General features: G+C 39.4%; 25 protein-coding genes, 4 tRNA genes and 1 pseudogene. 7 read left to right on the forward strand and 23 right to left on the reverse strand.

Translation table 11 applies throughout. The features are described 5' to 3' along the window. Positions 1–128: 128 nt before the first annotated feature. Positions 129–536 (reverse strand): DinB family protein, encoded by a 408-nt coding sequence (locus BC751_RS16210; RefSeq protein WP_278043590.1) that lies wholly within the window; start codon positions 534–536, stop codon positions 129–131. Between the two features lie 47 nt (positions 537–583). Beyond that, complete coding sequence (locus BC751_RS16215) at positions 584–1,681, reverse strand: 6-phosphofructokinase (protein WP_130276568.1); 1,098 nt, start codon at positions 1,679–1,681, stop codon at positions 584–586. A 227-nt stretch (positions 1,682–1,908) separates the two neighbouring features. Here BC751_RS16215 and BC751_RS16220 point away from each other — a divergent pair, with 227 nt between their 5' ends. From BC751_RS16220 to BC751_RS16235, 4 genes and pseudogenes are all read left to right on the forward strand, one after another. Then, positions 1,909–3,216, forward strand: coding sequence for an IS1380 family transposase (locus tag BC751_RS16220; RefSeq protein WP_130273823.1), 1,308 nt, complete (start codon positions 1,909–1,911; stop codon positions 3,214–3,216). A 527-nt stretch (positions 3,217–3,743) separates the two neighbouring features. Further along, positions 3,744–4,252 (forward strand): annotated as a pseudogene (locus BC751_RS16225) (NYN domain-containing protein). 88 nt (positions 4,253–4,340) lie between these two features. Beyond that, positions 4,341–5,552, forward strand: a complete 1,212-nt coding sequence (gene mnmA / locus BC751_RS16230) for a tRNA 2-thiouridine(34) synthase MnmA (RefSeq protein ID WP_130276569.1) — start codon at positions 4,341–4,343, stop codon at positions 5,550–5,552. Between the two features lie 11 nt (positions 5,553–5,563). Next, positions 5,564–6,277, forward strand: a complete 714-nt coding sequence (locus BC751_RS16235; RefSeq protein ID WP_130276570.1) for a pseudouridine synthase — start codon at positions 5,564–5,566, stop codon at positions 6,275–6,277. Here the strand turns inward: BC751_RS16235 and BC751_RS16240 are convergent. Further along, positions 6,264–6,989: a hypothetical protein gene (locus tag BC751_RS16240; protein WP_130276571.1), complete on the reverse strand. Its 726-nt coding sequence runs from the start codon at positions 6,987–6,989 to the stop codon at positions 6,264–6,266. The genes BC751_RS16235 and BC751_RS16240 overlap by 14 nt on opposite strands. A gap of 108 nt (positions 6,990–7,097) precedes the next feature. Between BC751_RS16240 and BC751_RS16245 the strand changes: the two genes are divergently transcribed. Then, positions 7,098–8,582 (forward strand): M28 family peptidase, encoded by a 1,485-nt coding sequence (locus BC751_RS16245; RefSeq protein ID WP_130276572.1) that lies wholly within the window; start codon positions 7,098–7,100, stop codon positions 8,580–8,582. A gap of 21 nt (positions 8,583–8,603) precedes the next feature. Here BC751_RS16245 and BC751_RS16250 read toward each other — a convergent pair whose 3' ends face one another. Both BC751_RS16250 and BC751_RS16255 read right to left on the reverse strand, forming a co-directional pair. After that, a complete protein-coding gene (locus BC751_RS16250) occupies positions 8,604–9,464 on the reverse strand; it encodes a bile acid:sodium symporter family protein (protein WP_130276573.1) in 861 nt (286 codons plus the stop codon). 1 nt (position 9,465) lies between these two features. Then, a complete protein-coding gene (locus BC751_RS16255; protein WP_130276574.1) occupies positions 9,466–11,043 on the reverse strand; it encodes a hypothetical protein in 1,578 nt (525 codons plus the stop codon). Positions 11,044–11,175: 132 nt separating this feature from the next. Between BC751_RS16255 and BC751_RS16260 the strand changes: the two genes are divergently transcribed. Continuing rightward, entirely contained in the window at positions 11,176–11,763 is a 588-nt protein-coding gene (locus BC751_RS16260) for a hypothetical protein (protein WP_207226911.1), read from the forward strand. Here the strand turns inward: BC751_RS16260 and BC751_RS16265 are convergent, their stop codons facing one another. The 12 genes from BC751_RS16265 to BC751_RS16325 form a co-directional block, all read right to left on the reverse strand. Continuing rightward, entirely contained in the window at positions 11,764–12,324 is a 561-nt protein-coding gene (locus tag BC751_RS16265) for a 1-acyl-sn-glycerol-3-phosphate acyltransferase (RefSeq protein WP_130276576.1), read from the reverse strand. It lies immediately after the preceding gene. Continuing rightward, on the reverse strand, positions 12,321–13,121 hold the full coding sequence (locus BC751_RS16270) for a patatin-like phospholipase family protein (RefSeq protein ID WP_130276577.1): 801 nt from the start codon (positions 13,119–13,121) through the stop codon (positions 12,321–12,323). The genes BC751_RS16265 and BC751_RS16270 overlap by 4 nt, the downstream gene beginning before the upstream one ends. Then, entirely contained in the window at positions 13,108–13,956 is an 849-nt protein-coding gene (locus BC751_RS16275; RefSeq protein WP_130276578.1) for an MBL fold metallo-hydrolase, read from the reverse strand. The genes BC751_RS16270 and BC751_RS16275 overlap by 14 nt, the downstream gene beginning before the upstream one ends. Positions 13,957–14,049: 93 nt before the next feature. Next, a complete protein-coding gene (locus BC751_RS16280) occupies positions 14,050–14,997 on the reverse strand; it encodes an acetyl-CoA carboxylase carboxyltransferase subunit alpha (RefSeq protein ID WP_130276579.1) in 948 nt (315 codons plus the stop codon). Between the two features lie 15 nt (positions 14,998–15,012). Further along, positions 15,013–15,192 carry a GIY-YIG nuclease family protein gene (locus tag BC751_RS22585; protein ID WP_130276580.1) on the reverse strand — a complete coding sequence of 60 codons (180 nt, stop codon included), beginning with the start codon at positions 15,190–15,192 and terminating at the stop codon, positions 15,013–15,015. 62 nt (positions 15,193–15,254) lie between these two features. Continuing rightward, positions 15,255–15,316: transfer RNA gene (locus tag BC751_RS16290), tRNA-Ser, on the reverse strand. Further along, a complete protein-coding gene (locus BC751_RS16295; RefSeq protein WP_130276581.1) occupies positions 15,302–15,559 on the reverse strand; it encodes a GIY-YIG nuclease family protein in 258 nt (85 codons plus the stop codon). Before BC751_RS16295 ends, BC751_RS16290 begins: the two co-directional genes overlap by 15 nt. A 35-nt stretch (positions 15,560–15,594) precedes the next feature. Further along, positions 15,595–15,668: transfer RNA gene (locus BC751_RS16300), tRNA-Asp, on the reverse strand. Between the two features lie 179 nt (positions 15,669–15,847). Continuing rightward, a tRNA-Asp gene (locus BC751_RS16310) sits at positions 15,848–15,921 on the reverse strand. Between the two features lie 76 nt (positions 15,922–15,997). Then, positions 15,998–16,070 (reverse strand) — tRNA-Thr (locus BC751_RS16315). Positions 16,071–16,190: 120 nt separating this feature from the next. Further along, a complete protein-coding gene (locus BC751_RS16320; protein WP_130276582.1) occupies positions 16,191–18,047 on the reverse strand; it encodes a DUF349 domain-containing protein in 1,857 nt (618 codons plus the stop codon). Positions 18,048–18,098: 51 nt separating this feature from the next. Next, on the reverse strand, positions 18,099–18,656 hold the full coding sequence (locus BC751_RS16325) for a YqgE/AlgH family protein (protein ID WP_423191587.1): 558 nt from the start codon (positions 18,654–18,656) through the stop codon (positions 18,099–18,101). 99 nt (positions 18,657–18,755) lie between these two features. Between BC751_RS16325 and pdxH the strand changes: the two genes are divergently transcribed. Continuing rightward, positions 18,756–19,391, forward strand: coding sequence for a pyridoxamine 5'-phosphate oxidase (gene pdxH / locus BC751_RS16330; RefSeq protein ID WP_130276584.1), 636 nt, complete (start codon positions 18,756–18,758; stop codon positions 19,389–19,391). Between the two features lie 36 nt (positions 19,392–19,427). Here pdxH and bshB1 read toward each other — a convergent pair whose 3' ends face one another. The 6 genes from bshB1 to rpsO form a co-directional block, all read right to left on the reverse strand. Further along, complete coding sequence (gene bshB1 / locus BC751_RS16335; protein WP_130276585.1) at positions 19,428–20,144, reverse strand: bacillithiol biosynthesis deacetylase BshB1; 717 nt, start codon at positions 20,142–20,144, stop codon at positions 19,428–19,430. Positions 20,145–20,157: 13 nt separating this feature from the next. After that, on the reverse strand, positions 20,158–21,204 hold the full coding sequence (locus tag BC751_RS16340) for a peptidoglycan DD-metalloendopeptidase family protein (RefSeq protein WP_130276586.1): 1,047 nt from the start codon (positions 21,202–21,204) through the stop codon (positions 20,158–20,160). A gap of 9 nt (positions 21,205–21,213) precedes the next feature. Beyond that, positions 21,214–22,158 (reverse strand): thioredoxin-disulfide reductase, encoded by a 945-nt coding sequence (trxB, locus tag BC751_RS16345; RefSeq protein WP_130276587.1) that lies wholly within the window; start codon positions 22,156–22,158, stop codon positions 21,214–21,216. 198 nt (positions 22,159–22,356) lie between these two features. Next, the gene (locus BC751_RS16350) at positions 22,357–23,220 is read right to left on the reverse strand and encodes a sigma-70 family RNA polymerase sigma factor (protein ID WP_123950788.1); all 864 of its coding nucleotides are present in this window, start codon (positions 23,218–23,220) and stop codon (positions 22,357–22,359) included. Between the two features lie 88 nt (positions 23,221–23,308). Beyond that, positions 23,309–25,450: a polyribonucleotide nucleotidyltransferase gene (gene pnp, locus BC751_RS16355; protein ID WP_130276588.1), complete on the reverse strand. Its 2,142-nt coding sequence runs from the start codon at positions 25,448–25,450 to the stop codon at positions 23,309–23,311. A 107-nt stretch (positions 25,451–25,557) separates the two neighbouring features. Further along, positions 25,558–25,833 (reverse strand): 30S ribosomal protein S15, encoded by a 276-nt coding sequence (gene rpsO / locus BC751_RS16360; protein WP_130276589.1) that lies wholly within the window; start codon positions 25,831–25,833, stop codon positions 25,558–25,560. Between the last annotated feature and the right edge of the window lie 17 nt (positions 25,834–25,850).

Genomic DNA, 25,850 nt, shown 5'->3' on the forward strand with positions numbered 1-25,850 from the left:
TGATGTTTTCCTTTAGCAAATACCAGGCTAAAACACTTGGAAAACGTCTAAAATCAACAAATAAATAAAATTGGGATAGCCTTATTAGTTTGGAGCTCTTTTTGCCAATCTGATATTACCTCTTAAAATCAAGTACTTAAAAGTCTCCGGTGATAATTGATCTGCCCCAAATGATAATTGATATGGCTGACTAGATGCACCATGAAATACTCATAGGTCATGGGATAACCAAATTCTTCCAGAGGATACCTTCTGGAAAACCAATCCTCAGGAAATTCTAAGAGTGCTTTGGTAATTATATGCCGGGTATCTTCAATCATTTTTAAAATTTCATCCCTTGGAACATTTTTAATGGTAAACTCTGAATCCCTATCCCGCTGATAACCTGAATTGCCCATTTCTGCCCCAATATAATGATTTAAATTTCCAATAAGATGTAGGGCCAGATTCCCGGCTGAATTGGTAATTCCTCCGGAAACCATCCAAATATTAGCTTCATTTTGATAAGCCTTTAGCTCATTTTTGAGTTTATTCAAGTCTCTGTCAAATAGAAATATCAGTGCATCTTTTATACTATTTTAGCTTAGTCCCCAAAAGAAATCCCCAATCCCTTAGCACCTTTCACTATGAAGCTTTCTGGATTGATAGTTTTATTCCCTTTAGTAGCCTCCTCTAATGGAACAGCAACGAATTCATTGTTTTTAAAGGAAGCCATTTTTCCAAACTCCCCCTGTAAAACCATTTCAAAGGATTTCACTCCCAACAAAGAAGCCAACACCCTGTCAAATGCGGTTGGAATACCTCCCCTTTGAACATGACCTAAAATAGTTTCCCTGATTTCGGCTTTTACTCCTGCCGCTTTGAGTTGATGGGAAAGTTCAAAGGCCACACCTCCCAATTTAATGTGACGAGATCCTTCTTCTCCTTTGGAAGCGGTAACCGCCCCCCCTAAGGGCCTGGCGCCTTCTGCAATAACAATATTTACAAACCCCCTCCCCTTTTCATAGCGGCTTTCTATCCTTTCTACAAGTTTTTCAATTTGATAGGGTATTTCGGGAATCAGACAGATTTCTGCTCCTCCGGCGATCGCCGTGTGTATGGCGATCCATCCGGCATCTCTTCCCATAACCTCCATGATCATTACCCGGTGATGGCTTTCAGCGGTGGTGACCAATTTGTCAAAACTATCCGTAGCTATCTGAACTGCAGTCTGAAAACCAAAAGTCATATCCGTGGCTTCCAGATCATTATCTATGGTTTTTGGAACACCAACAATAGGTACGCCATGATCAAACAATGCCTTGGAAATTTTCTGGGATCCATCACCTCCTATACTTATGACTGCATCAAATCCATGTCGCTTGATCATCTCTGCCAGCTCCTTGGTACGATCCTCGAAAACAATGTTGCCTTTATCATCCTTGACAGGATAATGTAAAGGATCCGCTTTGTTGGTGGTCTTTAAAATGGTACCTCCTCTTACGTGGATACCTGCTACTTTACTCCTATTTAACTTGATTATCCTGAATGGTTCAAACCAAACCCCATTAAAGGCCTCCATACTGCCATAAACCTCCCATTCCTTTGTTTTCTTAGCTCTCTTGTAAATTCCCCTTATTACAGCATTCAAGCCGGGACAGTCTCCCCCACCTGTAGCAATCAAAAGTTTTTTCTTTTTCATAAAACATATAAGGTCATATTGCAACTTACAAAAAAATTAGCTTTCGTAAGCAGAAAATTAAGTTTTCAAGCTACTTGGGTATGCCACTATAGAAAAAATATGTACCTTAAATCCGCAGGGCGGATTTAAAAAAAGCCGAAAAAGTGGCTGAATTTATTCAATTCAGGCTTTTCCGGCTCGTTTTTTTTCACTTATTTAGATGATACCACTCAAACTAGATAAGCGGTATGAAAATTACGAATTCGACAGAAAAAATCACACCTTTCGGAGGTTTTAATTTTGTTTTTAACTCTTTCAAAAATTCTGGTCTCCCAGAACTCATTGATAATCAATTGGGGGTTAGAGCCTTAAGGGGAGGGTTTTCATACAGTGACATTTTCGCCAATCATATGGCTATTTTCTTTAATGGTGGCGACTGTACTGAAGATATCAATGTTCACTTGAGAGACGCACTTGAACAGGTCCCTTCATTTTCAGTATGCAGTGCCGATACAATTCTGAGAGGTATCAAAGAGCTTGCTGTTGATACAGAACTCTTTATAAATCCGTCCAGTGGAGTAAGCCATGAATTTAATATCAATGGAAAACTCAACAGCTTGTTGTTAAAATCAGCTTGTAAGACCGGATTACTCAAGTCAGGTGTTGCTTACGACCTCGATTATGACAACACCGTCATTCCAACTGAAAAGTACGATTCAAAAAAGACATATAAACACGTCTATGGATATCAGCCAGGTGTAGCTTCCATAGCACATCCTGAATTTTCACAGGCCATTCCTGTGTACGTAGAGGGCAGAAATGGCAACAGTCAGGCCAAATATTTGCAGGCTGATACACTTACACGCATGTTTGGGCAGCTTACCAATGAAAATATCCGTATCGGAAGGTTCAGAGCCGATTCAGCATCCTATCAGGAAGAAGTTCTCCGCACACTGGAAGCACATACCGAAAGCTTTTATATACGGGCAAACAGATGTGCCAAACTGGATAATATCCTTGGAAGTATAGCCCCTGAGAAGTGGCAGAAAATACGTTTGGGTGTACAGGAAATGGAAGTTACTGACCTATCCGACTACAAACCTTTCGGTAAAGACAGGTCTTACAGGCTGGTCATTACCAGAATCAGGCGTAAAGACGGGCAGGCAGATGTGTTTAGTGGAGATGCATTTACTTACAGGGCTATTCTGACCAATGAACATACATCGTCCAATGAAGCTGTTGTAAGGTTTTATAACGCCCGGGGTGCAAGCGAACGCTTGTTTGATGTACTCAACAATGACTTTGGCTGGTCTAAGTTGCCCTGTTCGTTCCTTGCAGAGAATACCTCCTTTATGCTTATGACGGCTATGTATGCCAATTTTTACACCTATATCATTGGAGAGTATTCCAGAAAAGTTGATTGGCTTAAGCCTACCGACAGGCTCAAGAAGTTTATCTTCAGATTTATCACTGTTTCAGCCAAGTGGATAAGAACGGGAAGAAGAGAAGTGCTCAAACTGTTCACGAGTAAGGATTACAAGCCGATTTTGAACTAAATTCAGATAAAAACCCCTCAGGAGCTCAAAAAATAAAGATTTACAGGGAAGAGGTATGCCTTTTCCATTAAAATTGAGGAAAAAAACCGTCCATTTTATCCTCAAACCTAAAATCCATTGTCTCAAAACTATGAACACTCTTCAATCAAAGGGAAGAAATTCCCGAACTAGACCAAAAATGAACACAAACAAGCAGATTCAAATCTCCAAACTAAAATCCTGCGGATTTTAGGATGTATATCCGCAATGATACCAGTAATCATAGGAAATGCGGTTTTTTAATTATACTGATATTTATCGATATTGGATATTCATGGATATTGATTCTAAATGAAGGTAAATTCTATGAAAACTCAGTTAGTGGAATGATTGCGGATAATCATAAAAAATAAATGACATGAAATTTCTTAATAGTTCTTATTGTGATTTGGGACTGTAGAATTTTTTAGAATCAAGCTCTGGTTTGATTTTCTTTTCTATGAATCCCGCTTTTTATCCTTAACTTGGATAAATCAATAAATTTTTGAATGGAAAAAGACCTTAAAATTGCTGTATTGATAGATGCAGATAATGTCTCCTCACATCCTGTAAAAGAAATGATGGAAGAAATAGCCAAATATGGAAATCCTACCATCAAACGTATTTATGGGGATTGGACAAAGACCCAGTTGGGTAAATGGAAAAACGTACTCTTGGAAAATGCCATTACCCCTTTCCAACAATACAGCTATACCAGTGGAAAAAACGCTACGGATTCGGCTATGATTATCGATGCCATGGACATATTGTATTCAGAGAAAGTCAATGGCTTCTGCCTGGTTTCCAGTGACAGTGACTTCACCAAATTGGCCACAAGGCTAAGAGAATCAGGAATGTTGGAAATCTTATTCAAAAGAAACAACCAAATTTCGATTCAAGGAATTATGGATTTCAAAAACTGACCCCCTTGATCAGTTCCATTCCTGCATTTGAAATCGAGCAAAGAGAAAGCATTAAGGGAAGACATAAGCTCATTTTTGTAAGAAATAAAGATTGATCTATTAAATTGCGAACCAATTCGCCAACAAATACTGTTGGCAATTTGAAACCTCATGGACCTTGAACCCATGAACAATTTCAATACTATGGAAAATAAAAAAAGGGTAGTCGTCGGACTATCAGGTGGAGTGGATTCCTCCGTTGCAGCCTATCTTCTTAAAGAACAGGGCTATGAAGTGATCGGCATGTTCATGAAAAACTGGCATGATGAATCAGTGACTATTTCCAATGAATGCCCTTGGATGGAAGACAGTACAGATGCCATGTTGGTCGCTGAAAAATTGGGCATACCTTTTCAGGCCATCGATCTGAGTGAAGAGTATAGAGAAAGGATTGTGGACTACATGTTTGCAGAATATGAAGCAGGCAGGACCCCAAACCCTGACATTCTCTGCAACAGAGAAATCAAGTTCGATATTTTCCTGAAAGCTGCCCAAAAACTCAAAGCAGATTTCGTAGCCACAGGACATTATTGTCAGAAAGACAGTTTTGAAAAAGACGGAAAAACTGTTTATAGACTGATTGCAGGTGCTGATACCAATAAGGATCAAAGTTACTTTTTGTGTCAACTGAGCCAAGAGCAATTGTCCAAAGCCCTATTTCCTATTGGTCATTTGCAAAAATCAGAAGTCAGGCAGATAGCAAAAGAACAAGACCTGATCACAGCAGATAAAAAAGACAGTCAGGGACTTTGTTTTATAGGAAAAGTTCGGCTTCCGGAGTTTTTACAGCAACAGTTGAAGCCGAAAAAAGGAAAGATTGTTGTCATTCCAGAAAATTTGCCGGAGTACAATTATCAGAAAATACCTGCTGGTATTCGATTGGAAGATCTAGAAGCGGAAGAATTGGACAATATTTGCTCCCCAGTCCAATACCATGAATCTCAAGGGAAATGTATTGGCGAACATAATGGAGCCCATTATTTCACAGTTGGCCAAAGGAAAGGATTGCAAGTGGGCGGGACTGGTAAACCCTTGTTTGTCATTGCAACGGATACCCGAGAAAACATCATCTATACCGGATTGGGTGAAGAACATCCCGGATTGAATAGATTTGGGTTATTTGTTCCTAAAAAAGACGTACATTGGATCAGGGAGGATCTTCAGCTTGAAATCGGAAAAACAGCGCGCTATCTGGCCAGAATCCGTTACAGACAACCTTTGACCTGGGCAACATTGATCATGAAAGAAAAAGGCTTATATGTGATTTTCGATGAGGCACAGCGTGGAATTGCCTCAGGTCAATTTGTAGCATGGTATGAGGGAAATGAAAGTATTGGTTCAGGAGTAATTTTTTAAGAAAGGCGTTTTTGAAACCGGTACTCGAAATAATTTTTGAAGATGAGCATTACATTGCCATCAACAAACCAGCAGGAGTTCTTGTCCATAGGACCAGCCTGGCCAAAGAAGAACAACATTTACTGGCTGTCCAGTTATTGAGAGATCAGATGGGACAGCAGGTTTCACCAATCCACAGGATAGATCGTCCGACCTCAGGAATTCTGCTATTTGGAAAAAATGCAGAAGCCACCTCCCTGCTACAACCATTATTTCCTACAGACCAGATCAAAAAAATTTATCTGGGACTGGTGAGAGGATATATGGAAGAGCATGGGATCATTGATCATCCCCTTAAAAAAAAGTTATATGGAGAACTTCAGGTTGCCAAAACAGAATTTTGGAAATTAGACCAGACCGAAATCCCATACCCTTCCTCCTCTAAATATCCAACCAGCAGGTATGCACTTATGAAAATTTATCCTCATACTGGAAGGATGCACCAGATCCGCCGTCATATGGCACACGCCAGGCACTATGTAATTGGCGATTCCACTCATGGAGACAATAAACAGAACAATTTTTTCAGAAATACTTTTGGTCTGAACAACCTTTTGCTACATGCCTGGCAATTGGAATTTGAGCATCCTGTGGAGAAAAAGAAAATCAGTATTAAGGCAGAAGTCCCTGTTTACTTTATGGAGATTCTGGATAAGTTATCCCTCAATTTACCTAATTCAAATTGATTCCTAGAACAAGCCCAAGCCAAGGTCTATTTTGATAAACCCAATATCTTGAATTGTTATCTAAAAGCTTATCCCATCCAAACCCTATACCAAGATTAAGGTAATTGAAGGCAAAGCTAAGCGCCATACCATTGGACCAGGTTATACCATCGTATTCATAACTGATTCGATCTTGTGTGACCAAAGGATTGATGGAAGTAGAGCCAAGTCCTGAAAAAAAACCAAAAGTCATTCCATAATGTCTGGTAATCCGGTCAAAGAGTCCAAACTCATTTTGTTTGTAGCCCAAAGTATACCAATCCGACCTATATCCGACATATAAAGAAGCATTGAGGTTGGTATTCAATTGGGGAGGCACACCTTGCCTTCGCCCACGGAATTTAAAGGGAATAGAAATCAGATCCAGGTCAAAATTTTTGGTTTGAAAAACTTCATTTTTGAGTTTCACAGCACCTTGCCTTTGGGGAAAAGAAAGTCTTTCTTTTCCTGTTGTGTCCAAAAAATAAATCCCATTGCTCTCATTGACAGGAAAAACATGTAAAAACTGAGGTTCATTGTCCAGGAAAACTGTTTCCTTTTTCCCCTCAAAAATTCTTGAAGTATACAACCCATCTTCAATTTCAAAAGCATCAAAGCTTTTTTGCGATTTACAGGACACAAAAAGAAAAATTATGCCCACTGACAGCTCCCAGCAGAATGGAATCAATTTCATTTATTTGGTTATTTACTATTCAACCCAATTTAAGCCAGTCTAATCAATCATTTTATGATTCATTAGTCCAATTTACCTATATTGGAATCCTAAACCATAGAATTTGGAATGAAAATCAAATTAAGCCTTCTATTATTGACTGCTTTGGTAAGCAGTGCAGGATACTGTCAGCATGGCAAAAAAGCCATTGAGAACACTTTTGATGAGAGAGAAAGTATTTCACATTTCAGGTATCTGGCTTCGGATGAACTGATGGGAAGAGATCCTATCCGGCCTGAAATAGATGCCGCAGCAAGGTACATTGCAGAGCAGTTTTGGAAATATGGGACAAAAGAAATTCCGGGAGCTAAGGGGTTTTATCAACATATTCCTTTTCGTCTTTCCTCTCCGCCTCTAAAAGGTGAAGTCACCCTTGGAAATACCTTATTCAGTCAAGGAGAAGATTTATTGGTACTGGATGGGCCTTCATTACAGGGAAGTTTTGACCTAGTGGTTGTGGGCTACGGATTGGAAAGTGATTATGAAGGAAAAAATGTTACTGGAAAGGTAGTAGTAACCAATGTAGGCGCACCAAATCGGTTAAGCCCATCAGATTTATTTGCGGCTGGAAGAGAAAAGACTGCGCTGGCTAAGAAAAAAGGAGCTATTGGAATCATTGAAATGTACAATGTACCCACAGTTCCTTGGAATTTGGTCGCCAATTTCCTGAACAGACCCCAATTGACTATTGATAATACCCAAGGAGAAGAAAGCATCCCTTACATTTGGTTAAGAGACCCAAGTAATGCTCAGATAAATTCCATTGGAAGGGGTGAGTTCAGTTCAGCAAAATTTAACATTGCTGGCAAAAACAACAGAAGCATTATCGGTAAAAATGTTGTAGCCATCATAGAGGGAACAGATCCTGTCCTGAAAAATGAGTATGTGATGCTTTCGGCACACTACGATCACATCGGGGTGGGAAGACCCAATGCAGAAGGTGATTCCATTTACAATGGCGCAAGGGACAATGCAGTTGGCACTGTTGCTATTATTAACGCTGCAAGATATTTTGCCAAGCATCCCCCAAAGCGATCTATCCTGTTATGCGCATGGACTGCGGAAGAAAAAGGATTATTAGGGAGTGCTTATTTTGCTGAAAACCCTTTGGTTCCTTTGAATCAGATAATTTTTAATCTAAACATAGATAATGCCGGTTATAATGATACTTCCATCGTAACAGTAGTGGGTTTGGGAAGAACTTCGGCTGACACATTCATTTCAGAAGCCACTGCTGCTTTCGGATTAGAAGCCATTTCTGACCCTTCACCGGAACAAGGACTCTATGACCGCTCAGACAACGTGAATTTTGCAAGAAAGGGAATACCAGCTCCGACATTCAGTCTTGGATTTAGATCATTTGATGAAGAAATCAACAGACATTATCATCAGCCCTCAGATCATGTTGACAATTTTGACCTTGATTATGCAGTCCTTTACTGGAAAAGTTATATCCTGGCTGCAGAAAAAATTGCAAATTGGTCAGAAAGACCCAAATGGAATAAAGGTGATAAATATGAAGAGGTCAGTAAATCCCTTTATGGAATTAAATAATTCAAAAAAAATCCCACTCAATCAAGAGCGGGATTTTTTGTTTGTGATGAATATTATCAAGGTGGCAGTCATAAACATGATCAAGCTGTAAATAGCTATTGGAATTGTCATTTCCGAATTTTTCAATAAAGTAGCAGCTATCATAATACCCAAGGTGCCATTTTGGATCCCGGACTCTATAGAGATGGTCAATCTTTGTCTTTTAGGCAAAACAAAGATCGAGGCTAGGAAATACCCCACCACCAAAGTAAGTATATTTAAGCTCAGCATTACCGGGCCGGAAATAATAAAAAACGATACGATAGAATCTCTCTCTTTTAAGATTGCGGCAAGAATAATCAGCGCAAAAAATACAGCAGAGGCAATTCTTACAGGTCGGTCTGCTTTTAAAGAGAGCGCTGGAAACCTTTTCTTCAGAAACATGCCAATAGAAACGGGTATAACAGTAACACCCATAATTTGAATGATGGTTTCCCCAACAGGAAGTGTTACGCTTCCCTCCTCTCCAAAATGGGAAATTGCAAAATTGACAATGAGGGGGATAGTAATGATGGTAATAAATGAGGTTATCGCAGTTAAACTGATGGACAGGGCAATATCTCCTTTAGACAAGTGAGTGATCAAGTTGGAAGTAGCTCCACCTGGACATGCAGCAAGGATCATGACTCCCACTGCCAGGGCACCACTCAACCCAAATAACTGCACCAGGGCAAAACCAAAGACAGGCAAAAGGATCAATTGATTTACAAGGCCGATAATTCCAGCTTTGGGGTACAAAAATATATTTTTGAAATCTTTGATACTCAGCGACAAGCCCATTCCCAGCATGATAAAAGCAAGGGCCAAGGGCAAGAATACAGCTGTAAGAATACTTTCTTGCATATTATTTTGGGTTAATGGATGATTTTTCTATTTCGTTTAACATCTGAAGGATGTTTTTATGAATAACGGGAGCTGTTTCAGGACCAAGTGAGTTTATTTCACCATAGGGCCTTTCTAAATAACCATAGGTATATGGTGCTTGGGCATCCCATTGGCTTTTTGGAACAATATAACCGATCATATCATTGGACATTCCGTTGAAAAACTTCACTTTCCCTCCCATCTGACTTCTGATAGAAGGTACTTCTACTGGTGGAATATTGAAATCAGCTCCTTCAGGTGATTCTACTCCCCCATTCAAAATTTCCGGATAAAGTTCCCCAGGTACATGTACAAAAGATACTGGCCCTATATTCCAAGCAGCAAGTTCTGACCTTATTTTCCCCCATTTGACAAACCCCCTATCAAAGATACCTGTCCAAGCTCCTAACCAAAACATCCGGTTTTCCAAGGGCAAGTCTATACTTTTGGCTCTCACATGAAATGCCCCTAAATCAAATTGTGAAACCGCATCTTGGCCTAGTTTCTCCAAAACAATTTTTGCCAATTTCATTCCCTGTGCATCTATCTTGTCAATATTGGGGGAAGTAAATACTTCACCTGTTATGGGATGGGAAATTGGAATACCAGGATGGGTTGTCATCAGTCCCCCTAAAGCACCATTCAAAAAAACAGCCACACCTCCAAGACCATCATGATATAGGGAATCCTGCCAAACTATTCCTTCTTCAACATATTTCCTGAAATAATGTGGAAAATCAGAACTGATAAGTGTATTCCCTGACCATAGTGTCTCTGGATGGTTGCCCCAATTCAAAAGTGTACCAAGTGTATTGTTATTATTTTTACTGATGACCTGTAATATTTGAATAGAGGCATCAAGAACACTTGGTTGGCGGGTATCCCCCACCAGGTCAACTGCTGCTTCGTTCTCTTGAAAAACTTTAAAATAAGCGGGCTCCATTTTGGATACCGCTTCTTCAAGGGAAGCCAAAATCCCTTGCTTCACCTCTTCCAAGTAATGCACATTGACCCCTCTGGTGAATTGATCCGGACCGTACATTCCCATGAGGTCAGGAGAAGAGTGTACATGGGTACTGGAGACGAACAAATAATCAATCTTTAATCCTGGGTCAAGGCGTTTTCTGACATCTATAACCTCATCATTGCCGAAGCTGATCATATCAATTACACAAAGTGCCAACCTGAAATCCCCGTTGTCTATTACGATTGAGCGGGCCCATAAAGGATCGTTCACGCCTGATGCAGGACGGTTTTGATGAAATCCTGCCAACCAAATTGGATCGAATTTCCCATTTTTATTTAAATCATGGAAAAAATCCCCATCTTTTTCATTGAACCTGGCATCCCCATTGGCATCAGTCCAAGTATCAAATTGAGAAGGGGTAATATCGAATTTTCCAAAGCCGGCCTGAAATCCTTTGCTGATCGGTTCATCGTAATTTAAATTCAGAAAATAGCCCTGATGCCTGTCCTTGAACTGAAAAAACGAATAAACAATAAAGGAAACCAAGAACAATAGACAAAATATCAACAAAATCTTGATCCATTTTTTCATAGTAAAAGAATTGCGTTCTCTTTATATCCTTTCAATATACCCAAACTTAGTTTTTTTTGGTAATATTTAGCAAAAAATGGAAGTAAACACTTCCTGGTTATCCTACGTTATTTTATTTGGAAATATCTGGTTATGAAACGGTTTTATTGGATACTATTGTTCTTTTTGTTACAGGGATGTTCAGACAGAAATGACATGCTCCCTTCAGGTTCTCAACTTCTCAAAAACTCTGATTTTTCGGCAAGCCCCGATAATGTTTCACCATGGGTTGCGATTACTTCACCTGGTTTCAATTTGGGAGTAAGTGAAGAGGTTTTCAGAATTGGCTCAAGATCTGTATATATAGAAAATCTGGATAGCTTAAATCAAAACACAGGAAATTGGAAACAAAGCTACACCGGACCTGCTCCAAGACCTGGCAGAACCCTTAGGATGCGGGCATATTTGAAAGGTGAAAACATTGTACTTAGAGGCCCAAGAAGCAATATCTACATTTCTATGCGCGCATTTCCTGTGCAGGATAGCAGAGGAAGCACCATTGGGAGATTTATAAGCTCTCAGGACAGAATCCGTGTCAATGGAACTTTTGACTGGAGACCAATTGAACTCGTATTGAACAATGCCCCTGATGAAATAGATTTTATAACCGTTTACCTTGTGATGGGGCCGAGGGCAACGGGAAGGGTATATTTTGATGAAGTTACCCTGACGGTGGACTGATCAGAGAATCCCTTTTTCAGGATATTTTGCTGTAACAGTTCTTCCAAAAGCCATCATTTCTTCTATTTGCTCTTCCATTTTCCCATTTGGCTGAATAATTGGGCCTATACCCGCTTCTTTCTTTTTGTAATCAAGATATCCAATAACCACAGGAACACCAGCTCCCAAAGCCACATGGTAAAATCCTGTCTTCCATTTCGGGGCATGACTTCTTGTTCCCTCCGGGGTTACCATTATCACCAGTTCATCAGCTTCCTTTAGCATATTGGTCATTGCCTCTGTATAGGTCTGCTTTCTTCCTCCTGGTATCCTTTTCCTGTCAATGGCTATTCCGCCTAAGCTTTTGATAAACCAGCCTAGAGGACCAACCATCACTTCTTTTTTGATGGTAAATCGGACTGGAATATCCATTAGGTAAAAAGCGGCCCTGGCATATAAAAGGTCCCAATTACTGGTATGTGGAATTGCAATCAATACAGCCTTTTTTAAATCTTTTGGCCATGCTGCATTAAGCTTCCAGCCTGCTATCCAAAACACCAATCTTGACAATAACTTCATCATATCTTTTGTTTTTGTCTTTTTACCGTTAAGTCCTTAATTTCAGGATTCTCGTCGATGAAAGCTATGGCTGATTCATAGCCATATTGGAAAATATCTCGGGCTTTTTTGATGTCAAAAACACCAAATTTTGCCAGTCCTTTGGGTTCAATGAAAAAATCACATTTATCTCTTCTGCTGTAGACATTGTAATTCATGGACATGATCACACTTCTTTCAATCAGTCCTTTGATGTTTTTTATATTGTGTTCCACCGGAAGGTGGTTACAATTGACTCCTATCACCACATCGCAAACTCCATCTAAAGGTTCAACCGGCAAATTATTTAATATTCCTCCATCAAGATAATATTGTTTATCAATGGCTATGGGATCAAACATCCCTGGAATACAGGAAGAGGCCATGATAGGCTTAATCAATTCCCCTTCTGAAAAATAGACCACTTTCGCTCTTTTGACATCCGTCGCTGCTACAGACAAAGGCATTCTTAATGCCTCAAAAGAGTTTTCCGGCAAATATTTCTTAAAAAGCTCCTCTAAAGTTTCCATTTTCAGGATTCCGGTCCAGCTGATGGCTGGTCTGAGGAACTTAAAATAATTGGTTTTGAGAATGATTTCCAGAATTTCATCAGGTTCGTATCCGGCGGCATACAATGCACCTGCGATAGCGCCTGCACTGCTTCCGCTTATCCTATTTGGGAAAATCCCTCTTTGATTAAGTGCTTTTAACACCCCAAGATGGGATATTCCCCTTACCCCACCACCGGAAAGGGCGATACCAATTTTTTTATCCAAGCTCATACAAAGAAAAGGTTTGGTCTAATCTAACACCTTTTTCGGTCATCTTGAGGGTACAGCATTCATGAATTGGATCGTGTTCAAAAAAAATGACATATTTATTGTCCACAGCTTCCTCCAAAAACTTCTTTTTTTCTTCTAAAGTAATAAGGGGTCTTGTATCATAGCCCATCACATAAGGCAAGGGAATATGTCCGGTGGAAGGCAGAAGATCCGCAGCAAAGACGATAGTGTGGCCCTTGTACTTGATTTTGGGTATCATCTGTTTGTCCGTATGACCATCTACCGTAAAAAATTCAAAACCCTCGGCAATTCTTTTATCATTCAGATCCACGAAACTTAACTGTCCACTTTTTTCCATAGGAAGGATATTCTCTTCTAAAAATGAAGCTTTCTCTCTGGCATTTGGTACTGTGGCCCATTGCCAATGGGCTTTATTGGTCCAATAAACGGCGTTTTTAAATGTCATCTCCAATGCAGGTGAACTACTTTTTGAATACCTTACTCCCCCACCGCAATGGTCAAAGTGAAGATGGGTTAGAAAATTATCTGTAATATCTTCTGTCGAAAAACCTTTCTGATGTAATGATCTTTCCAAAGAATCCTCACCATGAAGGTAATAATGGGAAAAGAATTTGGCATCTTGCTTATCCCCAATACCATTATCGATCAAGATCAACCTATCTTCCATCTCCACCAATAGGCAACGCATGGCCCAGGTACAGAGATTGTTTCCATCTGCTGGGTTGGTTTTTGACCAAAGTACTTTTGGGACCACACCAAACATGGCTCCTCCATCCAATTTAAAAAATCCGGTATTGATTACATGTAATTTCATCCTAGGAACTTAATAAAACAAAATCCCATAAACTTACGCCACTCAGATTAGTTTAATGCATAAGTTTATGGGACTCTAAGAAAGTGAAATATTTTATTCAACAAAAACGCCCATTGAACAGAATTTTTCAATTCTCTGGTCAATGCGCTTTTCTGGTTTAATCTTATCCAATTCTTTTAACGCATCCAAAATAGTTGCTTTTAAAGTCTTGGCCATCGCCTTCATATCTTTATGGGCTCCTCCAAGCGGCTCTTGTATAATTCCATCCACCAAACCATTGGCTTTCATATCAGTTGCTGTCAACTTCAAGGCCTCGGCTGCCTGTTCCTTATAATCCCAACTTCTCCAAAGAATAGATGAACAGGATTCAGGGGATATCACCGAGTACCATGTATTTTCCAACATGTAAACCCTGTCTCCTATTGCAATCCCTAATGCTCCGCCAGACGCTCCTTCTCCTATGATGATACAGATGACAGGAACCTTTAGCATAAACATTTCCCTTAGGTTTCTGGCTATCGCTTCTCCTTGCCCTCTTTCTTCAGCTTCCAAGCCAGGAAAAGCTCCCGGAGTATCTATCAAGGTGACTATGGGCTTTCCGAACTTCTCGGCCATTTTCATTAGCCTTAAAGCCTTTCTATACCCCTCAGGATTGGCCATCCCAAAATTCCTTTCTTGCCTTTGCTTGGTATTTCTTCCTTTTTGCTGGCCGATAAACATGACTGTCCTTCCATCTATATCCCCCAGCCCACCAATCATCGCTTTATCATCTTTTACAGTTCGATCACCATGTAATTCTATAAAATCATTGGTGATTTCATAAATATAATCCAGTGCATAAGGCCTATCGGCATGCCTTGATAGCTGAACACGCTGCCATCTTGTTAAATTCTGGAAAGTCTCTTTTTTCAAAGTCTGAATTTTTTCTTCCAATGACTGAATATCGGTAGATAAATCTATATTCTTACCTTTTGCCAAATCTTTCATTTCCTGAAGTTTGAGCTCCAAATCAGCAATTGGTTTTTCGAATTCTAGTAACATACTTGTTTTTTTTGACTAAGGCAAAGATAAAAATAATCTGAGGAAGAAAAATTTTTTATTTGATGGAGGTATTTCAAAAAGTGAATACTTATGCGGAAGATTGTGCTTCCCCAACCTCTTTTCGGGATCCGAAGACACGCCAATGTAAAAAGTCCCGTCTGCCTCCGACTCAATGATATAAACGAAATGGATCATAAAACAAAAAACCCCAGCTAAATGCTGAGGTTTTGCGGAATAGCCTGTCCCGTGAAACGGGAGACGGGACTCGAACCCGCGACCTTCCCGAGTACTCGGGACTGGCATTCTAACCAGCTGAACTGCCATTGATCAGACTCAGAAGAAATTGCCTGCTCTTCTGGCCCTTAAGAAACCTTTCCCTCTTTAGGGCCTCTGATTTATCACAAAATTTTTCCTTATAAACCAGCTTCCACGGACGCTTCCTGGATGTAAAACCTTTGTGAGGAAGATTGTGCCTCTCCAACCTCTTTTCGGGATCCGAAGACACGCCAATGTAAAAAGTCCCGTCTGCCTCCGACTCAATGATATAAACGAAATGGATCATAAAACAAAAAACCCCAGCTAAATGCTGAGGTTTTGCGGAATGGACGGGACTCGAACCCGCGACCTCCTGCGTGACAGGCAGGCATTCTAACCAGCTGAACTACCACTCCAAAATGAAGTAAAATTTGTAAATGACAATTATCTCTTTCGATAACTAAATGTGTAATGGACGGGACTCGAACCCGCGACTTTCCCGAGTACTCGGGACTGGCATTCTAACCAGCTGAACTACCACTCCAAAATGAAGTAAAGCTTGTAAATGACAATTATCTCATTCGATAATTAAATGCGGAATGGACGGGACTCGAACCCGCGACCTCCTGCGTGACAGGCAGGCATTCTAGCCAGCTGAACTACCACTCCTGCTAATCTTGTTCAATGTTGCAATTAATAATACTTAAAATAAAAACTGCCTATTTGAACAAAGTTTTTTAAACTGAGCCCCCTGCCGGGATCGAACCAGCGACCTACTGATTACAAGTCAGTTGCTCTACCAGCTGAGCTAAGGAGGCTTTTATTTTTCAGCCCTTTTGCTGAAATCGTGGTGCAAATATATAGGGATAGATTTTTCGTGCAAAAGGTTTTTCAAAAAAAATAAGGAGATATTTACTATCTCCTTATTTATGAGAAGATTAAAATTCCCGAAGGATAGAAAGCTTTTTCTTTAATTTCTCAATTTCCTTCTCAGCCTTCTGGATTTTTTCGTCAAATTGGTCTTTCAGCTTATCTGCTGTTTTGGAAGAAGCAAAAAACTCCAGGTTATTCCTCCATAAAGTAATGTTGTTTTCCAGATCAGCAATTTGCTTTCTTATACCATGTTCTTTTTTATTGAGGACTCTATTGCTATTAGGATCAGCTTGAAGCTTATTCAGGTTGAGCCTGAACAAGAACTCTTCCTTGCTTCCTCCTTCAATGCCAAGCTTTTTGGCATAGGTATCTAGGGCTTCGTTGAACTTCCCAAGGATTTCCTTCATGTTCTTCCTTGGCACAAAACCAATGGAATTGAACTCCGCAATGTATTTTTCAAGGTTCTCCTCTGATAATTCCGAACCGGAAGCTTCATCCAGTATTTTTTTGCATACTGCCTCTTTGGCTTTTAAATTATCTTCAAATTCCAGGTTTACCTGTTTATTGGCGTTTCTTCTGTTTTCAAAAAAGGTATCACAAGCTGATTTAAACCTACTGTAAAGATCATCTCTGACTTTTTCTGGAGTCGGGCCTATTTTTTTCCATTCCTGCTGTAGCGCAATCATTTTGTTTGCTGTATCGTGCCAATCTGAACTATTCATCAGCTCTTCTGCCTTCGCAATGAGCTCTTCAGCTTTGTTTTTATTTTGAAGTCTGATTTCATCCAATTCCTTGAAGAATTGATTTTTGTTGTGGAAAAAGTGCTTGAATAAACCCCAGAACTTTTTATTAACCTCTTTACCGTGTTCTCTTGGTACCGGACCAGCTGCTTCCCATTCTTTCTGAATAGCAAGAATATCCTTGGTTTTTGTATTCCAGTCTTTAATTTTTGAAGCTGAAAAATCCTTAAACTCATTCAATTTTGAAATAAGGGCTTCTTTTAATTGAAGGTTTTTCTTAAAAACTTCTTTTTGTCCTTCGTAGAATTCTTTTCTTTTGTCATAAATGGCATCAGAAGCAGCCTTAAATCTTTGCCACAAAGGTTCTTGTTCCTCTCTGGGAACCGGGCCAACATGCTTGAATTCCTCATGAAGTTCGTTGAGAGATTTGATTGCCTCCTTAAGGTCATCAACTTTACTTAACGCCTCTGCCTTTTCTACTATTTCCTTTTTTTGCTCGAGATTCTTTTTTCGATCAAGTTCTTTAAGTTCAAAATATATACTTCTGTTATCATAGAACCTATCCATCAAAGCATTGTAGGAAGCCCAAAGATTCCTGTTTTGAGAACTAGGAACTGGCCCAATGCTTTTCCATTCTTCCTGAATTTGTTTGATAATATTGATACTATGGGTCGTTTCTTCACCATCGACCAATTCTCTTAGTTTATCTAAAATCTGGTTCTTGGCAATAAGGTTTTTCTCCTTTTGCCTTTCTTGTTCTTTTAGGAATTGTGATTTCTTTTCCCTGAAATCATTGTATAGCGCAAAAAATACCTTATCCTCATCCGAAGTTCGGTAATGAAAGTCATCTGAGCTTCCACCATTATTTAAAAACTCCTGAAGTGCTTCTTCCTTTTCTTTATTGAAAATTTCATCAAAATGAGCTTTAATGTCATTGATGGCACTTTCAATTTTAAGGTATTTCCCGGTTGCAGTGAGTTCTTTGAGGGCTGCTATCAACTCTTTTTTAGAGAAATTTGAATAGTCCACCTCCTCATGTTCTTCTTCCTCAACATGGTGTGTATCTTCCTCATCGGGACTATGATCAGCTTTTTGGGTAGTTTCTTCTTTACCTTCAGCCATTGTTCGATTTTCGGCCTTGGTCACCTCATCCTTTTCAGGCATTTCCATCTCTTTATCCATAATTATCCAGTACTTTAAAACAGCTTACCTAACAAAAGTAATAAATTGAATTTAATTTAATCTTGGGTCTATTGGATAATTTGCCATTTGCTGATATTCCCCTCCCATATTTTTCAAAATAATTCTCCACAATTCTTCAGGGGAAGCAGTAAAAACACTTTCTGCATCTGCTGTATCACAGACTATCCAGGTATTTTCAGCCAGTTCATCTTCAAGTTGTCCTGAAGCCCAGCCTGAATAACCGATAAAGAATCTGATATTATCTTCTTTGATTTTTCCGATTTTTAACATCTCCAATAACTCATCAAAATCCCCTCCCCACCAAAGATTCTCTTTCAATTTAATACTTGATTCAAATAAGCTCTCCCCTTTGTAAATAAAATGAAGCGTATTTTGCTCTACCGGACCTCCTACATACACATCACATTCCAAAGGACTTATATTGTCAATCAACTCGTTTAACTTAAGAATGGAAAGTTTGTTCAAAACCAGTCCAAAAGATCCGTTTTCATTGTTTTCACAGATCAGGACAACAGATCTGACAAAATTTTCATCCTGTAAAAATGGCTCAGAAATTAAAAGATCCCCAGCCTTAACAGATTTGTGCATTTTTTTATCCATGTTTAAACAATTCATTTGTGCTTAATTTATAGCTAAATTTTTTAAATACAATAAGTATGATAATTTTATAACAAAAAGTTTAAGAAGATGAAAATTTCAGACATCCGTATAGATTATTCATTGAAGTCTTTGGATATTTCAGATGTTCAAAATTCACCCATAGAGCAATTTAAAAAATGGTTCGCAGAAGCAATTGAATCTAAGGTACTGGAAGTCAATGCCATGACACTTTCAACCATTCAGGCAAACGGCCGTCCTAACTCAAGGGTAGTTTTGTTAAAAGGTGTAGATACAGGTTTTGTCTTTTTTACCAATTATAAAAGTGTGAAAGGGAAAGAGCTTGAAAACCATCCTTTTGTTGCTTTAAATTTTTATTGGGCAGAGCTGGAAAGACAAATCAGAATCTTAGGAAAAGTTGAAAAAGTTAGTTCAGAGGAATCAGATGAATATTTTCATTCAAGACCATTTGCCAGCCAAATTGGTGCTTGGGTCTCTCCTCAAAGTGAAACCATAGAGAGCAGGGAAATTTTGTCCCAAAAAGAAGAGGAAATTAAAGGAAAATTCAGCCCGGAAACCATCAGGAGACCAGAACATTGGGGAGGTTACCGGGTAACACCAGATGAAATGGAATTTTGGCAGGGCCGACCAAGTAGACTCCATGACAGGATTCATTATAAACTGACAGAAAGTGGAGCATGGCAGATCACAAGACTGGCTCCATAAGGCAAAAATTCCCGCATATTAGTGCGGGAATTTTGTTTATTTCAAATTAAATAAGTCATCTACACCGATCATTCTTTCCACGGTAAATCCTTCTCCGTATTTTACCATGATACTGTGACCAAACTCCTTGGCCCTAGCTTCAATGAACCCTAAAAACCCTTCGGATGAGATGAAACTCTCAGGTTCTTTACTGTTGGGATCATAAAATTGTGATTTGAAAGCTTTGATACTTTGTATCTTTTTGTCCCAATAATCAGAAATATCCACTACAAAATCAGGCTTGATGTAATTGTTTTGGATGTAATGATAAACAAATTTGGGTCTCCATGCTTCTTGAATTTCCCCGTCCAATTCAGTTTCAATTTTTCTGAGACCACTCATAAAACAAGCATGGGACGCCAAAGATGCCCCTTTACCATGGTCAGGATGCCTGTCGGAAACAGCATTGGCCAACACTATCTCAGGCCTATATTTCCTGATGACTTTAATAATTTCAAGTTGATGGACTTCATCATCTTTAAAAAAGATATCCCTTAAACCCAAATTTTCCCTTGCTGTAAGGTTCAGTATTTTTGCAGAAAGGTCAGATTCTTTTAATCTTAAATTCGGTGTACCCCTTGTTCCCATCTCCCCCTGGGTCAAGTCTAGTATACCAACTTTGTAGCCTTTTGCCACGTGAGAAGCTATCGTTCCAGAACAAGCCAATTCGGCATCGTCAGGATGTGCAGCAATCACTAAAATATCGAGTTTCATTGCATCAATTTGTTTATCTAATCCTTAACCTTTGACCTACCCTCAAAATACTATTTGTAGATATGCCATTCAATCTTGTAATTGTACTGACCCTTACCCCATAACGCCTTGCAATACTACTGAGTGTTTCTCCGCTCCTTACCCTGTGATAAACTGATTCCTGAGTTTTAACTACATGATCGAAACTTGCAGCTGTAATCATATAAACATCAGATTTAAGCTTACCGACATTAAAATCAAACAATTCGGTCGGATTAATGGACAAGCCTTGATATCGGATTTCAAAATGCAGATGGGGCCCCGTACTTCTCCCTGTACTTCCTCCCAAACCTAGCACATCACCTGCCTTTACTTCCTGGCCTACATCAACAAGAATTTTGGACATATGACCATAGAGTGTTTCGAGGCCATTTTTGTGCCTGACAACTACATAATAACCATACCCATTTCTATCATAGGACCTGATCCTGACAATGCCATCAAAAGTACTGTAAATAGGATCTCCTATTTTTAATTTCAAATCAGTTCCATGGTGCCATCTGTACCTTCTAAATCCAAATTCAGAAGTTATCTGGGTTTGGTCCAAAGGTAATTTCCAGTCTGTTCCAAAAAATGTATCATACAGCTTAACATAAACAGTATCCTTAAAATCTTTAGGGTTGAAATCATAAATATTAATTTTCTTACTATCCCAGGAAGAAAAATATTCATAGGCAGTCACCCAAATACTATCGATCAATATTTGCTCGGATACTTGAACCAATTGGTTGGTCGGTGCCCAAATAAGAGAAAGCGTATCCTCAGATACTATACTGAGCCTTCTTTTTATATTGACATAATCTTTATATAAAAGGGAATCTGTTTCCCGGGTAATATCCTGCAAGTATTTTTGGGGATCAAAAAGCCTTATATCCCTGTACAAAGGATTATTGGCAGGTTTGTTCCCGGTGGTTTCTTGTTTGGGTTTCTTGATAATCTTAGGAAAATTTTGTGCATGGACCCCAAAAGAACCCATGCACAAAACAAGTGTGAATATAAAACTATAAAGCTTAAACCTCATCAGAATAAATTAAACCATTTCCTTGGCTGCAAGATACCTTTCCGCATCCAGTGCTGCCATACAGCCTGTTCCTGCAGCCGTGACAGCTTGTCTGTAGATATGATCTTGAGCATCTCCACAGGCAAAAACACCTTCTACATTTGTCCTTGTTGATCCAGGGACGGTCTTAATATAGCCATTTTCATCCATATCTATGATGCCTTTGAAAATGGCAGTATTTGGTTCATGGCCAATGGCTACAAAAAAACCACTTACCTTTATTTCCTTGGTTTCTTTTGTTTTATTATTGTAAACACGGACTGCTTCGACTTCATCTTTACCCAATATCTCCTGTGTTTCTGTATTCCAGAGGATTTCAATTTTTGGATTGTTCATTACTCTCTTTTGCATGATTTGGGAGGCCCTCATTTCATCCCTTCTTACAAGCATGTATACCTTAGAACAGATATTGGCCAAATAAGAAGCTTCTTCACAAGCAGTATCTCCTGCCCCAACTATTGCAACTTCCTGTCCCCTGAAAAAGAAACCATCACAGACTGCGCAGGCAGAAACACCCTTTCCATTAAGTCTTTCTTCACTTTCCAAGCCTAGCCATTTGGCAGAGGCACCAGTGGAAATAATGACGGTATCTGCATGTATTTCTACTTGATCATCTACAAATACCTTATGAGGATGAGCCGAAAAATCAACTTTTGTGACTACTCCATACCTTACCTGAGTACCGAATCTTTCTGCTTGTTTCCTGAAATCCTCCATCATCTCAGGCCCCATGATGCCATTTGGATATCCAGGATAATTCTCTACATCAGTAGTGATTGTCAACTGTCCTCCTGGCTGTCCACCAGTGTATAATACAGGATTAAGTCCAGCCCTTGATGCATAAATAGCAGCAGTATAACCCGCCGGGCCTGAACCAATGATCAAAACCTTCACTTTTTCTATTTCAGAAGCCATCTTATAGTGATTTTTAAGGTTAGCAAATTTTGTTAAAATAGTTATTACAACAAAGATTAAACTTGTTAAAATTCCCTAATAAAGAAAGGGAAATCCCTAACTCTTGTTGAATGAGAAATTTAAAAGATAAATCTAACAGGATACAAAAAAAGGGGAAAAATTTCCCCTTTTCTGTAATCTAAGATACTAAATCGGGGATTACCCCAAATATGGTTTTAAAGTCTTGCTTCTAGATGTGTGTCTTAACCTTCTGATTGCTTTCTCTTTAATTTGTCTCACCCTTTCTCGGGTCAGGTTAAATTTTTCACCAATTTCCTCTAAGGTCATGGCATGTTCACCGTTCAGACCAAAATATAAGGTTATGACATCCGCTTCTCTTGAGGTCAGTGTGGATAGCGCCCTTTGGACTTCTTTTCTTAAGGAGTCGGTCATCAAGCCATCATCCGGCTTTTCGTCTCCATCATTTTCCAGCACATCCAAAAGACTGTTTTCCTCTCCCTGAACAAAAGGAGCATCCATGGAAACATGCCTACCTGAAATTTTCATGGTATCCACTACTTCACCAGCAGTAACTTCCAATACTTCTGCCAATTCTTCAGGAGATGGTTCTCTTTCGAATTTTTGCTCCAGTTCACTGAAGGTTTTACTGATTTTATTAAGGGACCCCACTCTGTTCAATGGCAAACGCACAATTCTGGATTGTTCTGCCAAAGCCTGAAGAATAGACTGTCTGATCCACCAAACAGCATAAGAAATGAACTTGAAACCTCTGGTCTCATCAAATCTTTGAGCTGCTTTAATCAGACCCAAGTTCCCTTCATTGATCAAATCACCTAGGGAAAGACCTTGATTTTGGTACTGCTTGGCAACAGAAACCACGAATCTAAGATTGGCCTTTGTCAGCTTTTCCAGCGCCAACTGATCCCCTTCACGGATTCTTTTGGCTAAAATAACTTCCTCATCAGCGGTAAGGAGATCCACCTTACCGATTTCCTGAAGATATTTATCAAGGGACTGACTCTCCCTATTGGTAATCTGTTTGCTAATTTTTAGCTGCCTCATTCGAGAATATAATTTTTATCAGTTAAGACACAATTTATAACAGAAATTCAATCAATTAAAGTTCAAAGTAATCAAATACTTACAAAACTTAATCTTTTTTATCTGATTTTTCTGGTTTAGGCAACAAAACCTTTCTTGAAAGTTTGAATTTACCCGTCTTTTTATCGACATCTATCAATTTAACCATGATTTCTTCTCCTGGCTCCAAAACCCCTTCCATATTTTCAAGTCTTTCCCACTTGATTTCTGAAATGTGAAGCAATCCATCCTTACCCGGCATAAATTCTACAAACGCACCAAAAGGCATAATGTTTTTCACTTTTCCGGTATACACCTCGCCTATTTCTGGTTGCGCTACAATAGCTTTGATCCTGGAGATGGCACCGTTCATAGAATCCTGGTTATTGGCGAATATATTGATCTTGCCCATGTTATCTTTTTCTTCAATAACAATGGTAGCACCGGTATCTTTCTGAATTTCCTGAATCACTTTACCACCTGGACCAATTACCGCACCGATCAATTCTTTTGGAATTGTCATGTTAAAGGATCTTGGTGCATGAGGTTTAAGGTCTGGTCTTGGTGCAGCAAGCGTCTTGGTGATTTCATTCAAGATATGTAACCTGCCTTCTTTGGCCTGGTACAGGGCTTCTTTCAACACACTATAATCCAAACCTTCCACTTTCAGGTCCATTTGGCAGGCAGTAATTCCTTTGGATGTGCCGGTTACCTTGAAATCCATATCGCCAAGATGGTCTTCGTCACCCAATATATCAGAAAGGATGGCGTACTTACCTGTTTTGGCATCGGAGATCATCCCCATAGCAATACCGGTTACAGGTGCTTTGATGGGGACCCCTGCGTCCATAAGGGCGAGAGAACCCGCACAAACGGTAGCCATGGAAGAAGATCCATTAGATTCCAGTATATCAGAAACTACCCTAATGGTATAAGGGTTTTCATCATCATGGGGCATTACTTTTTTTAGAGCCCTCATGGCGAGGTTTCCGTGACCTACTTCTCTACGTCCAGGACCTCTGTTGGGTTTTACCTCCCCTGTAGAAAATCCTGGGAAATTATAATGAAGAAAAAATTTGCTGAACCCAGAAATTACCGCACCGTCTATTAATTGCTCATCCAACTTGGTCCCTAGGGTACAAGTTGTTATAGATTGCGTTTCTCCCCTGGTAAAAATAGCAGAACCATGGGCTGAAGGAAGATAATCTACCACAGACCAAATAGGTCTGATTTCATCCAGATTTCTGCCATCCAGTCTTTTCTTTAAGTTTAATGTAAGATTTCTTGCTGCTTCCTTGTGGATCTTGGCAAAATAAGGACCTATCAACGATGCTTCAAATCCGTGCTCTTCGCCAAGGCTTTCGACAAATGCATCTTTTATGGCTTTGATGCGTTCCGATCTTTCAGCTTTGTTTGCAATTTGAAGGCTAACAGTTTCATAACATTTTTGATACAGCTCAGCATGCATTTTTTCGAAAAGTGCCGGGTCCGATTTTTCATGTACATACTCCCTCTTCTTCTCTTTTCCCACCGCAATGGTAAGCTCTTTTTGTACCAAGCAATGTTTTTTGATTTCCTCATGGGCGAACTGAAGCGCTTCAACCATCTCATCTTCAGATATTTCGCTGGCCTCACCTTCTACCATAAGGATATATTCCAAAGAACCTGCAACAATAAATTCGAGTGTTGCGTGCTCCAATTCTGCCGGTGTTGGGTTGATTTTAAGTTCACCATTGATTTTTGCTACCCTCACTTCGGAAATAGGTCCATTGAAAGGGATATCAGAAACCGCCAACGCTGCGGATGCAGCCAAACCAGCCAAACAATCAGGTAAAACTTCTGAATCTGCAGACATCAAAGTAATATTTACTTGCGTATCTGCATGGTAATCATCCGGGAAGATGGGCCTGATGGCTCTATCCACCAAACGGCTGATCAAAATTTCATAATCAGAAAGTCTGCCTTCTCTTTTCAAAAATCCACCTGGGATTTTTCCCGATGCAGCAAACTTTTCTTGGTAATCTACTGAAAGAGGCAGAAAATCTACGCCTTCCAATACTTCCTTTTTTGCAACTACAGTTGCCAAAAGCATAGCTTTCCCCATTCTTACTACAACTGAACCGTCAGCTTGTTTGGCTAAGGCACCAGTCTCAATTGTAATTTCTCTTCCATCCGCTAAGTGAATGGACTTGGTAATCAAATTAGGTAACATAGAATTTTGTTAAGAATAATGTAGTAAAGATTTAAAAGTAAGGCTTAATATCAGGGGGAAATAAAAAAGTAAGGTTCTCTCCATGAGAACCTTACATTGAGTTGTAATTATTTACGTATTCCGAGTTCTGCAATCACAGCTCTGTATCTTTCAATATCATTTTTAACAAGATAGTTGAGCAATCTTCTTCTTTTTCCGACAAGTTTCATCAAACTTAGTCTGGATCTGTGATCTTTTTTGTTGGACTTCAAGTGCTCAGTCAAATGCTGAATCCTGAAAGTGAACAACGCAATCTGAGATTCCGGTGAACCTGTATCAGTTTCAGATTTTAACCTGCCATGATTTTTGAACAACTCTGCTTTTTTCTCTGAGGTTAAATACATGTCTAGTTAAATTTATT

The organism is Cecembia calidifontis, from assembly GCF_004216715.1.
Taxonomy (GTDB): domain Bacteria; phylum Bacteroidota; class Bacteroidia; order Cytophagales; family Cyclobacteriaceae; genus Cecembia_A; species Cecembia_A calidifontis.